This window comes from Capsulimonas corticalis, from assembly GCF_003574315.2.
Taxonomy (GTDB): domain Bacteria; phylum Armatimonadota; class Armatimonadia; order Armatimonadales; family Capsulimonadaceae; genus Capsulimonas; species Capsulimonas corticalis.
In genome coordinates, this window is the sequence record NZ_AP025739.1 from 6,048,624 (window position 1) to 6,064,889 (window position 16,266).

Consider the following 16,266-nt stretch of genomic DNA (forward strand, 5'->3'; position numbering starts at 1 on the left):
ATGTGGAGCGGCTTTTTCGCATCGCTTACCCGAGAACGAAAGGACAGCAACCGTGATGACAGGCGTCTACAAAAGAAAACAACGCTTCTTAACGATGAGGCTAACGGCCTTCGGCGCGCTGACCCTCCTGGCCGCTCCCTGGTCGGCGCACGCCCAATCTCCCGCCTCGTTCACTTACCAAAATCCGATGCCGCGCGGCGTGGTGGATGGGCTGCGCGATCCTTACATCGTCAATGTCGACGGCGTCTGGTATATGACCGGCACCGCAAAGCCATTCTTCCAATTTCAATACGCCACGCTTGGCGCCAACCCCGGAGTGCCGCTTTACTCCTCCACGGATCTGAAGACCTGGACCTATCGGGGGATCATCGTGCCGCGCGTCCAAGGATCCTGGTATCAGGATAACTTCTGGGCGCCGGAGATCCACGTCAAATCCGTCAACGGCGTCCGGCGCTTCTACTGTACATTCAATGGCGACAACGCCGATCAGAATAGTCCGGAGGGCGTCGGGCTGGCGGTCGCTAATAATATCACCGGCCCCTATACGGTGCTTACGCCCAACGCGCCGCTGACGTACGGCAACGATGGCGGCATCTTCACCGACAGCGACGGCAATGACTATCTCTTCATTGCCGGTATCTCCGCCATGCCCATCGATCTCGCGAACGCACGCGTCACAGGCGCGGCGTGGCCGGTGCTCGGTCCCAGTCCAACGCCGCAGTGGGATGGCGGAACGGGCGTCGGCGTGGAGGACCCGGACGTCATCAAGATCGGCGCGACTTACTACTGCTTCTATTCGTCCTGGGGCTGCGGTTACGGAGCGGGGTACGCCACGGCCACCAATATCCACGGACCATGGACCAAGTACGCCGCCAACCCTATCTACGGAGCGCAGAATCCGGCGGCCTGTGCGGCCTCGGGCGCGGCCTATACCCAGGCCCCCAATGTGCCTTACCGAGAGATCGGAGGCGGCGCGCCGTTTGTCGGACCCGATGGGCGATGGTGGCTGAGCGCTCACTTCGCCCTGATCAATCCGGACCCGGCCACCACACAATACTGGGGCTGGGAGCAGCCCGGATTCGATCCGCTGCCCTTCCAAAACGGGGCGTTCCTGCCGCAAACGCCAAGCTGGACAGCGCAGTCCGTCCCCCTGCCGCTCACATCGGGCTTGTACGCTCTCACCAACGCAGCGTCAGGCTTCGCCTTGGACGATACGAACTGGGCGACAACCGCCGGCAACCTGATTGAACTCTGGGACGCCTGGTACGGACCGCCGCAGCAATGGCGCTTCACGCTTCAGCCCGACGGATCCTACACGCTGACAAGCAGTCTGGCGAATATGAACATCGACGATCCTAACGGCCTGAACACCTGGGGACAGCATCTCCAGCTCTGGTATCCCAACGGCGCGACCGCACAGAACTGGCTTCTCTCGCCGCAAGCGGACGGCGCTTATACCCTGAACAACGTCGCGGCGGGCCTCGCCCTGGACGATCCGAATGGATTAGGACCGCATGGAACCCTCGTGCAGCTGTGGCCGGCGAATGGCGCGCCCGCGCAGGAATGGCGACTGACCAGACAGTAGCCCCGCACTCGTCTTACACGCCCGGCGATTTTCATTGCCGGGTTTCCTCATGCCGCATTGTCGCCGATTGTGGATGCAACAGTCATGACGTTCTTGCCCCTCTTGCCAAAGATGCTATAATAAGCGCAGAACGCCAAAGTAATGGAGAGACCCCATGGCTGTGATCAAATTCGTCCAGAACTACAACGACCTCTCGACCGATCAGGGATATCAGTTCCGATTCCACTGCGACCACTGCGGCAACGGATATGAATCCACTTACCAGCCGAACAAAATGGGCATGGCCGGCGACTTACTGCGCGCGGCGGGCGGCTTGTTTGGCGGACTGCTCGGCAGTGTCGGAAACTCGACTTATGAAATCCAGCGCGCCGTCGGCGGCCCCGCGCATGACAAAGCGCTGCAGGAAGCCGTGAATGAGATCAGCCCGCTATTCAGCCAGTGCCGACGCTGTGGACAATGGCGCTGCAAGGATGTCTGCTGGAACGATCAAAAGGGGCTCTGCAAGAGCTGTGCGCCGCTGCTGGCCGAAGAGATCGCGAGCGCTCAGGCCACCGCCGCGCGCGACCAGGTTTACACCAAAGCGCAGGAGACCGATCAGACACAGGGCGCGAACCTGTCCGTTCAGGCGACCGCCACTTGTCCGCACTGCGCCGCGCCTTCCGGGACCGGCAAGTTCTGCGCCGAATGCGGCGGCGTCCTCGCCGCCACCCTCAATTGCGTTTCCTGTTCGGCCGAAATCCCGTCGTCCGCAAAGTTCTGCCCGGAATGCGGCTCCCGCCCGCGCGGATAGGCAAACTCGGTTACTCCGGCTCATTCCTCTCACAACCTCCCTCGGCAGCTGGCCCGCGCGATCATAATGATCGTCGCGGGCTAATTTTATTTGGCGAAAATTGCCGCCGCTGTCGGCGAATGGAAGCCGATTCTCCAGTTTTCGGTGGAAACTGCCGATATGTAGTCAGGCCGTCTGCTATACGTGCGGAGCGGCCATCCTATGCGCGCCTCTGAGCACTTCGGCGCCCTTCACTCGATGAGGATCAGATGAAAAAATCTACCGGAGCAATCCTACTCCTGACGACACTGGCGATCTGCGCGCTGCTGGTGTCCTGCTTCTTCTCCGATTCCGGACGCAAAGAGAACCGCGCGGACGCCGCGCCGCTGATGCTGCCGGCGGCGCACATCTTGGAAGAATCGATTCAACCCATTCCCCTCACGGTAAACCTCGATCCAAACAAAGTCGCTCTCGGGCAGCAGCTATTCCATGACGGGCGCCTCTCCCACGACAACACCATTGCCTGCGCCAATTGCCACAGCCTGGCCAAAGGCGGCACGGATCAGATGGTTCACTCGACCGGGATCGGCGGCGCTCAGGGCGGCATCAACTCGCCCAGCGTCCTCAACAGCGGCGGCAACTTCGTGCAGTTCTGGAACGGACGCGCGGCCACGCTCGAAGATCAGGTCAACGGCCCGACCCATAACCCCAAGGAAATGGGATCGAACTGGCCGGAGATCATCGGCAAGCTGAGCAAGGACGACAAGTATCCCGCGCTGTTCGCAAAGCTCTACCCAGACGGCGTGCAGCCGCAAAACGTGCGCGACGCCATCGCGACATTCGAGCGCTCGCTGACGACGCCCAACTCGCGGTTTGACAAATATCTGCGCGGCGACGACGCCGTGCTCACGACGCAGGAAAAGCACGGCTACCGTCTCTTCAAGGAATTCGGCTGCGTCTCCTGCCACCAGGGCCAAAACCTCGGCGGCAATATGTACCAGCAGTTCGGCGTCATGGCCAACTACTTCAAAGAGCGCGGAACCCCGGAAACGGACGACGACCAGGGCCGATTCACCGTGACCAAGCGCGAACAGGACCGCCACGTATTCCGCGTGCCCAGTCTGCGTAATGTCGAACTGACGGCGCCCTATTTCCACGACGGCACGGCGACGACACTGCCGCAGGCAGTCGAGATCATGGCGAAGTACCAGCTGGGACGGCCGCTCGCCCCGGAAGATCTTGTCGACATCGTCAAATTCCTTCAAACACTGAGCGGCGACCAGAAAGGGAATTAGTCATGAATGCATCGAACGTCAAGACCATCGCGGGTGGAGTCGCCGTACTTTCCCTGCTCGCGTACTGCTTCGTCAATACGCGCTCCCTTCCGGTGCGCGCCAACGAACAGGCCGTGACCGATATCACCCGCATGAAGCAGCTCGATTCGCTGCTCACCGAAGAAGTGCTGGAGCTGCGCTTCTCGCTGCTGACGAACTATGATCCGATCGTCGCGACGAACAACCAGCTAACCTCGGTCAAAGCGGCGCTGCCGGACGATCTCAAGGCGGCCGCCGGCGCCCATCCCAGCGCCGAGCTGTCACAGCACACGCAGACATATCTCGACACGATCGAAAGCAAGCAGCAAATGGTGGAGGACTTCAAGTCCGGCAACGCCATTCTCAAAAACTCGCTGGCGTGTCTGCCCAAGCTGTCGGCGACGCTGATCGCTCAGCTCCCGAGCTCCGACACCCCCCAGGCGCGTCAGGTCGATGAACTGCTGCGCCAAACGCTGATCTATCATCTCAGCAACAGCAAGGAAATCAAAGCGGAGCTTGGACCGCTGATGGACAAAATCGCGGCGTCACGCAGCAGCTATCCGGCCGATCTTCGCGGAGATCTGGATCTGTTTCTGGCGCACGCCCGGATGATCGTCACCCAAAAAGAAAAAGTCGACGGCATGCTGGTTGGACTGGTCTCCGCGCCCAGCGCCCAGAACAACGACGACCTGCTGGCGACCTATCAAAAAGACTACCATGTGCTCCAGCAGCGCGCCAACTTCTTCAGCGTCCTGATGTACGCGCTCTGTATCCTGCTGATCGGAGCAGTGGCGCAGATCCTGCTCGCGCTTCGGGACAGCAGCCAGGCGCTCAACCGGTCCAATGAAACCCTCGAAGAGCGCATCGAGGAGCGCACCCGGGCGCTCAGCGGCGCTCAGTCCGAGATGTCGGGACTTGTCACGCATCTGCGCCAGGTCATGCGGCAGGTGAAGCAGAGCGCCGATACGGTCTCCAACACCGGCGCCTCCCTCGCCGCGGCCGCCGGACAGACTGGCAGCGTCGCGGGCCAGATCGAACAGTCGATGCAGCAGGTCACGGAAACGGCGCACGGCGCCGCCCAGGCCAGTGCGGAGATGGCGGCCCGCAGCCAGTCGCAGCGGCGCGGCGTAGAGCACGCCGACGCCTCGATCCAGCAGACGGCGCACGCGATCGAATCGCTGGCGCAATCGGCCGATCAGGTCGCCTCGGCGGCGAACCAGGCGACGAGCATCGCGCAAAGCGGCGGCAAAGCGCTGGAGCAGACGATCGATCGCATGGGACGCATTCAAACGCAGGTCGAAGCCAGCGCCGAAGCGATCCAGGAGCTGGGACGACAGGGCAAGCAGATCGGCGCGATCGTCGAGACAATCGACCAGATCGCCGAGCAGACCAACTTGCTGGCGCTGAACGCCTCCATCGAAGCGGCGCGCGCCGGCGAACATGGACGCGGCTTCGCCGTAGTCGCCAATGAAGTCCGCAAGCTGGCCGAACGCTCGACCGCCGCGACAAAGGACATCAGCGAGCTGGTAGGCGGTATCCAGAAGGGCGTCGCCGGAGCGGTGCGCTCGATCGAAGCAAGCAGCGCGGAAGTCGCCGAAGGCGCCGCGCAGAGCCATGAAACCCGCACGGCCCTGGCGCAGATCCTGCAAGCGGCCGAGCTGGTCGCCAGCGAAGTGCGCGCCGTTTCCCAGACCGCCGGCGGCATGAACGCGACGATCCAAAGCGCTCTGACGACCGTCGCGGATGTCCGAGAAGCGGCGGAAGAGAATCAGGTCGCGGTGGAGACGCTGCGGGCGGCGGCGTCCGATGTCTCCTCCAGCGCTCAGTTCGTTTCCGGGCTCGTCGAAGATCAATCCGTCGGATTGGCGCAGGTCGCAAGCGCCGCCGATGAACTCAATGCAATGGCGCACGGACTGCACGAATTGATTCGTCAGTTCCCTCTGGACAACGAAGCGCAAACGCCCTCCCAGGAGAAACAGCTCCTCAGAGCCGCGTAATCTCTCATTCAAAAGGAAAGACTGTGATGACGACTATCAAGAATATCGCGGCCCTCGCCGTGTGCGCGGCGCTCGCCGCTGGGACCATTGTCCACGCCGAGACGCTCACCTGCCCCGTCACGAAGCTGAGCATTGCGTCGCCGAAGGCGGCCGTCGGCAAGAGCACGTACAAACACAAGACGTATTACTTCTGCACGTCGAACTGCAAAATGCTCTTCGACAAGAATCCCGCCAAGTTCGCGGGCAAGTCCCACTGAGGCTTCGCGCCTTCATCGTCACGGCTTCCACGAAACCCGACCGGCCTCGCGCCGGCCGGGTTTATTTTCTTTTTGGCGTCCGCCTCTTTTCAAGCTCCCTGTCCTTGCAACTTTTCCGATTCTTCCGAGTCTCACTTATTGACAGGCAATTTGGCCAGCGGCGTGGCATACTAACAGAGGATATTCGTTCAGCCGCACGACGCGGCGGGAGGCGCAGACGATGAAGTGGATTTGGGCGCTCACAGCGGCAATAGTCATCGGCGCCCTCGGTGGGTGCGATTCGCAGCAGTCGGCGCCGCCGGATGGACCAACCGACATCTCGGCGGACTCGGGAAAACCGGCGGACCTTACGATCCTTTCCGGATCGGAAAACAAGCCGCTCGAACCGATCATTCAACGCTATGCCCACGATCACAATCTGACGGTCCGCATGGATTACGCGGGATCCGTGGATATCATGCAGCAGCTGGAGAACAACACAGTCGCGGACAACGCCGTGTGGCCCGCGAATTCGCTTTGGAACACCCTCGGCGACACCCATAAGCTGGTCAAGCACTCCGAGAGCATCATGCGGACGCCGGTCGTGTTCGGAGTCAAAAAATCCGTGGCGGCCAAGCTGGGATGGATCGGCAAGCCCGTCACCGTCGAACAGATCCTCCAGGCGGCGGAGTCCGGCCGGCTGCGTTACATGATGACGTCGGCGACGCAAAGCAACTCCGGCGCTTCTGCCTATATCGGCTACCTTTACGCCTTCTCCCACAATCCCGAAGTCCTGACCATGGAGCAGCTGCAAAAACCCGAATTGCAGGCAAAAATCAAGCGGATCCTGGGGACGGTCAATCGGTCGGCGGGAAGCTCCGGATGGCTGAAGGACCTCTTTCTCTCCAAATACGACAGCTACGACGGGATGGTGAATTACGAGTCGGTGATCATCGACGCCGACAAGGAGCTTGTCGCGGCCGGCAAAGAGCCGCTTTATGTGATCTATCCCGTGGACGGCCTGGCGATCGCCGACTCGCCGCTGGGATATGTCGATAAGGGCGACGCCGCGAAGGAGAAGCAGTTTCTAGACTTGCAGCAGTACTTGCTTTCCCAGCCGGTGCAGCAGCAGCTGCTCGCGCAGGGACGGCGCGTCGGCCTGGTCGGCATGTCGCTGACCAATGCGGACAAGACCGTGTTCAATCCCGACTGGGGCATCGATCCCAAGCGTGTCCTCTCCCCCATTCGCTTCCCCAGCGCGGATGTGCTGCGCGCCGCCCTGAACCTTTATCAGAGCGCGCTGCGAAAACCATCGGTGACGGTGTACTGTCTGGATTTCTCCGGCAGCATGCAGGGGAAAGGCGAAGAGCAGGTGAAGTCCGCGATGAGGCTCCTGCTCGATCAGCAGCAGGCGAAGCAGCAATTGCTGCAAGCGTCCCCGCAGGACAAAACAACGGTGATCGCCTTCAGCGATCATATCCTGGGTGAATGGTCGGCGGTCGGCAACGATCCCGCCGCGCTGAGCGCGCTCGACGCGAAGGTCAACGCCTTGAACGCCGATGGCGGCACGGATATCTACCACCCCGCCATGCGCGCCTTCGACATCATCAAGCAGCAGCCGAACCTGGAGCAGAGCTTTCCCGCCGTGATCTTGATGACGGACGGGCAATCCAACCAGAACCTCTTCACGGACTTCACACAGCATGTCGATCCCATGGGATTGAAAGCCGATGTCCCCGTCTTCGCCATTCTCTTTGGAGACGCCGACAAGAGCCAGCTTCAGCAGCTGACGGACCACACGTCCGGGAAGATCTTTGACGGGTCGCAAAACCTGGTCGGCGCGTTCCGCGAAGTCAAAGGTTACAATTGAAAAGGAGCGCTTTGTGACGCAGCGTCCTAACCCATCGGGACAGCAGCCTAACGGACAGACCGACATCATCCCCGGCGTGGTCGCCGTCGTCGCGCTGGCGCTGCTCGTGATGGTCGAGCATATGCCGCCGCTGCTCGCCGTCGTCCTCGCCGCACTGACCTACGGCGGCGTATGGCTGCTGACGCGACGAACTCCGGCGCCCATCTCGCAAACCGAGTTGCAGAAGGCGGCGGCGCTCGACCTGCTCGGCCAAAGCCTGACCAGCCGCGACCTCGCGCGCCGCGTCCGCGATATCGCCGCGCGGGCGACGTCGATCCTCACATATCTGGCCTCGAACCCGGATCAAGACGCGCAGTGGCGCGAGTACATCCGCGAATGTCTGGACGCCACACTGGACAATACCCGGCGGTTCGCGTCCCTGGCGGGCCGGCTGCGCGACGCCTCCCACCCGGCGATCCGCGACTTTACCGAATACACCACGGCGGTCCTTCAAACCCTCGACGATATCAACACGAAGATGGTGGACGAGGACGCCGCCACATTCTCCGCGCACATCGAGTCGTACCAATCAACACTGAAGGAACTCAATCAGATCTATCTGGGCAAAGGAAACACCGAATGAAGCAGAGAGCAGGTCTGATCCTCTTGATCGCCGTCGCCCTCGCGGTCGTGATTTACTCGATGATCCACAAGCCGCAGGCGCAGCTCACCGGCCCGGCGCAAACGCAGACGGGACAGGCGGTCCCCGCCGCGATCGATGTCCACGGGTATATTGGCGGAGAAAAGCTGGGATTTCTGGCCGATCCAGACGTCACGCGCATCCTGAAGGACAAGTACGGGATCCATGTGGACGCCACCAAGCTCGGCTCCATCGAGATGGTTCAGGGACAGACAGCCGGACAGGATTTCCTGTGGCCCTCCAGCCAGGTGGCGCAGGAGCTTTACAAAGAACGCGGCGGCAAGATGGTGAAGTCGGACATCATCTTCAACTCGCCGATTGTGCTTTACTCCTGGGACTTTGTGACGGACGCCTTGATCAAGGCCAAAGTCGTCTCCAAGCAGGGCGCCGAGTACTATATCGTCGACTTACCGAAGCTGATCGATATGGTGAATAAGAAGACGAAGTGGAAGGATATCGGACTGGATCAGCTCTACGGCGCGATCTCGGTGCGCTCCACCGACCCGGCCAAGAGCAATTCGGGCATGATGTTCGCCGGCCTGATGGCGAACATCTCCAACGGCGGCGAGGTGGTGGACGACTCCACGGTGACGAAGACGCTCCCCACACTCAAGTCGTTCTTCGGGCGGCTTGGCTATATGGAGGGCAGCTCCGCCGACCAGTTCGATCAGTTCCTGAAGATGGGAGAAGGCGCGAACCCATTGGTGGTCGGTTACGAAAGCCAGCTCGTGGAGTTCGGCATGGCGAACTCCCAGTACCGGGATATGCTCAAGCAGCGCATCCGGATCCTCTACCCGCGCCCGACGGTCTGGAGCAGCCACCCAATGATCGCGCTCAACGACAAAGGCGCGAAACTATTGGACGCCCTGCAAGACCCGGAGATCCAAAAGATCGCCTGGGAACAGCATGGCTTCCGCTCCGGTCTTCTTGGCGCGCAGAACGACCCAAAAGTCCTACAGCTCGCCGGGATCCCGGCGAAGATCGAGAACGTGATCCCGATGCCGACGCCAAGGGTGATGGAGCGGATTATCAAAAGCGTGGGCGGAGAATAAATTCAGAAGACGTCTCGCGGAGTCGCGCCGCCCGTTCCCGATTTGCCGCTCATAAACACCGGCTCCTCGGAGTCGTTTATTGAGCGGCGGGAGCCATCGGGGGAGTCGATGTGTTTTGGCGATGCTGATGATACTGCTTGGAGTGCGCCTCGTCCAGATAGGGGCCAGTATGATCCGGGCCTCGATACACCACAAAGAAGATGCCGACGATCAGCGCCAGCGCCACGGCCATAATAATTCCCACCACGACAGGGGAGATGGGTTTAGATTTCCAGGAAGTCATCGTTCTACCTCAACGCCAAATGGCTCAGTGCTCGCCATTCCGTTCAAAACAAAGAAGCGCCGCCCATGGGAGCGGCGCTTCCAGGGAAAACTCGACTACGGAGTCGCGGGCTTCTTAGCGTACCAGTAGTAAGTGCCGCCCTGCGGATATGTCGGCGTGACCTTTCGGCTGTTGCGCGCCCACTTCACATGCCCATCATACCACAGGATATTTCCGCCGCCCGTATGGCGCAAAACGGGAGCCGTGCTCGTCGTGAGACCGCCGCCCCAATCGACGCCGTAATAGTTGCCGCTGATGTCCGTAAGGAACGTCGCCCAGACGTTGTAATTGCCAAACACGTTGTTCTGATAATCCCGGCCAAGCGCGCCGTCGAGCATCAGGATCGTTTCCGAAGGCTGATCGATCGACGCTTCGGGATTCTGGGCGCGGTCGTCGCCATAACTCACCGCCGTGGTTCCTGCATTGCCAAAGTCAACAATGGCGTTGCCGTCGGAGCTGACCAAACTGTTGTAGGCGTAATCCAGCGTCCCTTTGCCAGCGCCGCAAGAGTTAGGATTCAACGTACAATCCGTGGCGCCGTCGTCATTAAAGTGGTCGTTCGCGGTTGCGTCCGGGCACTGGAAAACGCCGAGCGATTTTACATAGGGCCAAAGGAGTTCCGCGTACGTGACACGGCCGCCTTGACAGCCGCCAGCCGCGGCATCCCACTGCGTGCACTCATAAGCGCCGCTGTAGACGCTGTCATTATCCGAGGAATACTGAACTTCCGCAATCCCAAGCTGGCGAAGATTCGAGGCGCAGGAGATCTGGCGGGCCTTTTCGCGGGCTTTGGCGAAGACGGGGAAGAGAATTGCCGCGAGAATCGCGATAATGGCTATGACGACGAGGAGTTCAATGAGCGTAAATCCCCGGCCGATGGTGCGCTTTGTCATGACGTGTACCCTTTTCTTCTCCAGATCGATACTACGCTGGAGATATTGAGATGATGAGAGAAACGAAAAAAGGCGACTCTGCCGAAACGGCGCCGCGAAAGCGCGGCGTCCACGAAAAGCAAAACTATGTCAAGCCGGGGCGTGAGAACCATTCTCCGCGCCTCGGATGAGTCGGCGTAAATTCGATTCGGACAGGCGTAATGAACGGGAAAGGCGACATTGCCGGAGATCCCGTAAACGTTAACGGGAATGAATTGAGTATATCGTAGTTTTTGGGATCTGTCAAGAATCGTTTGAGAAATTTTCCGTCGGCAAGTTGCATTACAAGCCGCATACCGATACGCAGTGAAACGTATCGACGCCGGACTGGCAAGCGTACGGAGATCGGGTAAAATATTGGCGGAAGATCGCCAATGAAATGCGGAGGAAGTCATGCTGGGAGCGATTGCCGGCGACGTCATCGGATCGGTGTACGAGCGCAATAACGTCAAGTTTCAGGACTTTCCCCTGTTCAGCGGCCACTGCCGCTTCACCGACGATTCCGTGCTGACGGCGGCGGTCGCGGAAGTGCTGCTGGAGGGAGATGCGGAAAGCCACGAAGCTTATGTGGACAAGTTCCACGAGTTTTTCCATCTCTACCCGGACGCCGGTTTCGGCGGAACCTTCTTCGACTGGGCGCGCTCGCGCAGCCGCCTGCCCTACGGAAGCTGGGGCAACGGCTCCGCCATGCGCGTCAGCCCCATCGGCTACGCGTTCGACACGCTGGACGAGGTTCTGGCCGAAGCCAAGATCAGCGCCGAGGTGACGCACGACCACTCCGAGGGGATCAAAGGCGCGCAGGCCATCGCCGCCGCCGTCTTCCTCGCCCGTCACGGCGAAAGCAAAGCGTCGATCAAAACCGAGATTTCACAGCGCTTCTCCTACGATCTGCGCCCTACCCTGGACGAAATCCGTCCCTCCTACCGATTCTACGTGTCCTGCCAGGGCTCCGTCCCCCAAGCCATCACCGCATTCCTCGAATCGGAGAATTTTGAAGACGCCGTGCGCAAAGCCATCTCCCTCGGCGGCGACAGCGACACCCTCGCCTGTATGGCCGGCGCCATCGCCGAAGCCTTTTACGGGGGCGTCCCTGACCCCATCGCCGAGCGGACCATCAAACACCTCGACACGCGACTGCGGGCGACGGTGGAAGAGTTTGCAACAGTGTATGGAAACGACGTGTTATGACTAACTGGTATTATGCAAGCCTGTCGTCGGCGATTAATGCGTTTTGCCGATTTAATGACGCAATCCACACAAAAATGCAGGCGGATTTCGTAGTAAGGCCGGCGAATGAATTCGCGCCTACAAGTACGGCCGTCCCCCTTCGGGGACTTCGGAACGTTTATGACCACGTTTCTGAACCCGCGAAGGCGGGTGACCGTACTTGTAGGCGCGAATTCATTCGCCGGCCTTCTGACGAATTACGCAATCGAAAAACCTATCCCAGCAAGCCTCACTGATGGGACGCAATCCAATCCCGCAGCGCAACGGCGAATTGTGAGTCGTTGAGAGGCATGACTGAGTCGAGTTTACCGCCGGCCTGCCACCAGCCCGGGAAAAAGACGTGTCCGCCGGCGGGAACGTATGCGTCCAGCGCTTTGATGGTTGCATCGTAGACGGCGTGGTCGTCCGCCTTCATGTTCGGAGCGGTGTGCCACTCAAAAATCCCCCAGTCATGGCTGTACTGCGTGAGTTTGGCGACGTCGATGGGGCCAAAGCGGGTAATGCCCAGTGCGCCGGATGGATCGTATCGCCCCGTCCAGATTGGATCGCCGCCGCTGCGGACGCGTCCTGGGCTGACCTCCTCGCCCGGGATTTGGTGGGCGTAGAGGATCGATTGAGGGATGCCGGCGCGGATCGCTGCGCGCATTACGTCCGCGACGAAATGTTTGATCTCGAACTGGCGGAAGCCGAAGGCGGGATGGTCGGGATTGCCCGGCGGATACTGGCCGCCGTGGTCGGGGACATCCCAGCTCCAGGCGTTCCAGAACTTATCCGCCGGATCGCGTTTGCGCGGGGCGTCAAAGCCGCCGGGAGTGGCCCCGGGTCCGGTTTGCGGCGATGGCGTGAAGTTCTTGTCGGTGATCGCAGACGGGTACCGGGCAAGGTCCCAATAGCGCAGAGTCCATGTCGAGAAGTTCGCGCCGAACCATTGATTGAATGAACTCCCGGTTCCGCCAGAGCGCGCGGGACTGGGATCGTCGTAGAACTGGCTTCGCAGCGCGCCGTGAGTACGAATGAATGGGCCGACGATTTCCGCCGGCGCTCCCTGGCCGGCGTAGTCGCCCGCCGTGTCGTCGTACTTGCCCGTATGCCGCAGCCAGTCTCGAAATTCCGTCACGGCGTAGGGAGAGTAGTCGGCCAGCAAGTCGTCGCGCTTTTCGCCCCCGGTCGCCAGCTCCTCCTCAATACAGGCGTTCACGGCGGCGATCTCGCCGGGATACTCTGCCATCACCCCATGAATTTCTTTGGCTTCGCGGCGGACTTCCGCCATCGCGGCGTCATGAATGGGAGCGCAGTAGCGAGACGGCGTCGGGACTTGCCAGTCGCGGCTGGGAAACTCCGGGCTGCCTTTTTGATCGACCACGGATTCGCCGTTCCAGGTCACGCCGTCGAGCCGCCACTGCATCCGTCGATAATCCTTGTCCAGCAGCGGCGGATAGCCGAAGCTGCCGCTGTGGCTCTGCACGGCGATAATCACGCCGACGGAAAGATTGTTCGCCTTCGCCATCCGGCAGTGGATCCGGAGGGACGGCGTGGAGTGGAAGATGTGCGAAAAGCCCACCTTGATGCGTCCCTGATTCTGCCCGACCTGCGCCTTGAGCTTCGTCATTTCCGTCTGAAGGTCGGCTTCGGTGAAGTCTTTGCCGCCGACGCCTGAAACCGTATCGAAGATCGCCAGGAAATCGAGCGGCGGCTGCGATCCGGCGCGGGCATGAGAAACGGCGGGAGCAGGAACCACAACTTTGGCGACGCTCAAAATCTCACGCGACGACGCTCCGGCCTGTATCTCATAGGAGCCGGGATCGACTCGCCACTGATTTGTCGCCGGATCAAAGTAGGAAAATGCCTCCGGGCCGAGCTGAAAATCGACTCGTCGGGATTCCCCGGCTTTGAGCGAGATCTTCTGAAAGGCTTTCAGTTCGTGAACCGGGCGCGAAACGGAGGGTTTCAAGGGCCGGACATAAATCTGGACTGTTTCCACCCCGGCGCGCGTCCCTGTGTTCTTCACCGTAACGTTGAGGGAAACGCGGCCATTGTGCTGAATGGCGTGTAGAGGTCCGAAAGAGAACGTCGTGTAGCTCAGGCCATAACCGAATGGGAACTGTGGATCGACGTGTTTGGTGTCGTAATACCGATACCCAACCATCAATCCTTCTTTGTAATCCACTTCGTCGTTGTTCTGCGTTCCGAGCAATCGGCTGGGCGAATCCTCAAGACGCTTCGGCCAGCTAAAGGGCAGCCGTCCCGAAGGATCGATGCGCCCGAACAGCACATCGGCGATGGAGTTTCCTCCCTCCATCCCTGGGTACCAGGCCTCAACGAGGGACGAGACATTCGGCAGCCAGCCGCCGACCTCCAGGGGAGAGCCATTGATTAACACGACGACCGTTCTGGGATTCTGCCGAGCCACCCGATTGATCAGCATCTGCTGAACCGGCGGGAAATGCATATTCGTGCGATCGCGTCCCTCGGAATCCAGGCTATGATCGATGCCGCCGACCACGATTACGGCATCCGCTTTTCGGGCCGCCGCATCCACGGCCGCCCACGACCGCGGCGCGCTCGGCGGCTCCCAGGTTAGGCTCACGGCGGCGTCGCCCGGCTGGCGCGTATAGTCCACGCGCAGGTCAAACGGTTTGCCCGCCTGCATCTCGACCACGGCGGTCGCCGCAGGGCGGCCTTGCGCGGCGTTGACGACCGCGACCGGCGCCCCGCCGCCGGCTTCGACATACAGCCAGGCTTCGCCCTTGGCGGCGATCCGGATCGTGTACGTGCCGGTCACTTTCGGGATCACGCGGCCGATAAATTGAGCGCGAAACCCGGCCGGCGGAATCTTGGGATCGGGTGAACGCATCTCCCACATGAAGTTCACCTGCGGTTCGACACGCTGCGCCGCCGGCTCACTTCCGCCCTGGGCGAAGTATTTCGCCTGGAACCCGGGCGCGCCGTTGACAGGCTGCATGACATCCGTGGGAATAGGCTGGAAACCACCCAGATCGTCGGTCGAAAGATACTGAACTTTGTCGCCCATCACGCGGCGAATCCCCGCCAGCGGCGTGATCTCATAAGGCCCCTGAACCCATGAGCTTCCGCCAAGGCCGATCACACAAAAGCGCTTGTCGGCGCTTGGACCAAGCACCAGGACGTTTTTCAAGCGGGCGGGATTGAGCGGCAGCAGATGGCGGCTATTCTTGAGAAGCACGATCCCCTGGGCGGCAACCTCGCGGGCGACGCGCTGATGCGCCGGGGTATTGCAATTTGCTCCCGCCGTCAGCGTCCGATCACTCAGCAGCCCGATGCGAGCGTAGACGCGAAGCACACGCCGCGCCTTATCATCGATCACGCTTTCGGGGACACGGCCCGCCTTGACGGCTTCCAACAGCGGCGCGGCAAATCCGCACACGCCGCCCGGCATGGAAACGTCCAGCCCGGCCAGCGCCGCTTTTTCCGTGGAGCGGGTTTGCAGCCAGTCGGTCAGGACCATGCCGTCGAATCCCCACTCGCCCTTCAAGATCCCGTTCAGCAGCACCCGGCTATCGCTGACAAAATCGCCATTGACGCCGTTGGCGCTTGTCATAACGGACCAGGCGTGACCGTCCTGCACCGCCGCCTTGAAACCCGGCAAATAGATCTCATGCAGCGTCCGCGAATCCACCATGGACATGTAGTTGTTTCGATTGTCCTCGCGGTTGTTACAGACGTAGTGCTTGATACACGCGGCGACGCCTTCGCTTTGAATGCCCCGCACATTCGCCGTCGCGAGGTGTCCATTGAGATAAGGGTCTTCGGTGTAATATTCGAAAAAACGTCCGCCCAAAGGATCGCGCTGAATATTGATCCCCGGTCCGAGCAGGATCCCCTGCCCGCCCGCCCGTGTTTCCTCCCCCATTACCTTGCCGGCCGCCTGAATCAAATCGGGGTTCCAGGTCGCTCCGAACATGACGCCGGATGGGAACGCGGTCGTCGGCCCGGCGCCATGCGGGCCGCGCGGGCCGTCCGTCAATTGCAGATCGGGAATATGAAGGCGAGCAACACCGCGAAAGCTCGGGCCGGTCCCAGAACAAAGGCTCACCTTTTCCTCCAGCGTCATCTGTTTCAGGACATCATCGACCTGTTTCTCTAACGCCGAACTTCCAGGCGGCGTGGTCTCTGCGTTGAGCGGCGTTTCCAAAGCGCCAACGGCCGCAAGCAGAAGGAGGGCGAAGGCGTAAACAGACCAGCGGCGACGGTTCATAGATTTCTCCAGGCGTTTGTCTAAAATTGCAATCAATGCGTTAGGATGTG

At 60.8% G+C, this 16,266-nt stretch carries 12 protein-coding genes; 9 read left to right on the forward strand and 3 right to left on the reverse strand.

The features are described from left to right. Positions 1 to 55: 55 nt before the first annotated feature. The 8 genes from D5261_RS25955 to D5261_RS25990 all read left to right on the forward strand — a co-directional run bounded on the left by D5261_RS25955 (position 56) and on the right by D5261_RS25990 (position 9,501). The gene (locus tag D5261_RS25955; protein WP_165863884.1) at positions 56 to 1,585 is read left to right on the forward strand and encodes a family 43 glycosylhydrolase; all 1,530 of its coding nucleotides are present in this window, start codon (positions 56 to 58) and stop codon (positions 1,583 to 1,585) included. Between the two features lie 154 nt (positions 1,586 to 1,739). Further along, complete coding sequence (locus D5261_RS25960; RefSeq protein ID WP_119319244.1) at positions 1,740 to 2,375, forward strand: double zinc ribbon domain-containing protein; 636 nt, start codon at positions 1,740 to 1,742, stop codon at positions 2,373 to 2,375. Positions 2,376 to 2,623: 248 nt separating this feature from the next. Further along, entirely contained in the window at positions 2,624 to 3,649 is a 1,026-nt protein-coding gene (locus D5261_RS25965) for a cytochrome-c peroxidase (RefSeq protein ID WP_218025463.1), read from the forward strand. 2 nt (positions 3,650 to 3,651) lie between these two features. After that, entirely contained in the window at positions 3,652 to 5,664 is a 2,013-nt protein-coding gene (locus D5261_RS25970; RefSeq protein ID WP_119319243.1) for a methyl-accepting chemotaxis protein, read from the forward strand. 26 nt (positions 5,665 to 5,690) lie between these two features. Continuing rightward, positions 5,691 to 5,921: a YHS domain-containing protein gene (locus D5261_RS25975; protein ID WP_119319242.1), complete on the forward strand. Its 231-nt coding sequence runs from the start codon at positions 5,691 to 5,693 to the stop codon at positions 5,919 to 5,921. Positions 5,922 to 6,141: 220 nt separating this feature from the next. Beyond that, entirely contained in the window at positions 6,142 to 7,770 is a 1,629-nt protein-coding gene (locus tag D5261_RS25980) for a substrate-binding domain-containing protein (RefSeq protein ID WP_119319241.1), read from the forward strand. Positions 7,771 to 7,783: 13 nt separating this feature from the next. Next, positions 7,784 to 8,392, forward strand: a complete 609-nt coding sequence (locus D5261_RS25985) for a hypothetical protein (RefSeq protein WP_119319240.1) — start codon at positions 7,784 to 7,786, stop codon at positions 8,390 to 8,392. After that, a complete protein-coding gene (locus tag D5261_RS25990) occupies positions 8,389 to 9,501 on the forward strand; it encodes a hypothetical protein (RefSeq protein ID WP_119319239.1) in 1,113 nt (370 codons plus the stop codon). The genes D5261_RS25985 and D5261_RS25990 overlap by 4 nt, the downstream gene beginning before the upstream one ends. A 76-nt stretch (positions 9,502 to 9,577) precedes the next feature. Here the strand turns inward: D5261_RS25990 and D5261_RS25995 are convergent, their stop codons facing one another. Next, a complete protein-coding gene (locus D5261_RS25995; RefSeq protein WP_125205770.1) occupies positions 9,578 to 9,784 on the reverse strand; it encodes a hypothetical protein in 207 nt (68 codons plus the stop codon). Between the two features lie 95 nt (positions 9,785 to 9,879). Continuing rightward, positions 9,880 to 10,716 (reverse strand): DUF1559 family PulG-like putative transporter, encoded by an 837-nt coding sequence (locus D5261_RS26000; protein WP_119319238.1) that lies wholly within the window; start codon positions 10,714 to 10,716, stop codon positions 9,880 to 9,882. A gap of 432 nt (positions 10,717 to 11,148) precedes the next feature. On the opposite strand from D5261_RS26000, the gene D5261_RS26005 reads away from it, so the two are divergent. Next, positions 11,149 to 11,943 (forward strand): ADP-ribosylglycohydrolase family protein, encoded by a 795-nt coding sequence (locus D5261_RS26005; RefSeq protein WP_119319237.1) that lies wholly within the window; start codon positions 11,149 to 11,151, stop codon positions 11,941 to 11,943. 268 nt (positions 11,944 to 12,211) lie between these two features. Here the strand turns inward: D5261_RS26005 and D5261_RS26010 are convergent, their stop codons facing one another. Further along, positions 12,212 to 16,216, reverse strand: coding sequence for a beta-glucosidase (locus tag D5261_RS26010; protein WP_165863883.1), 4,005 nt, complete (start codon positions 16,214 to 16,216; stop codon positions 12,212 to 12,214). Positions 16,217 to 16,266: the final 50 nt, after the last annotated feature.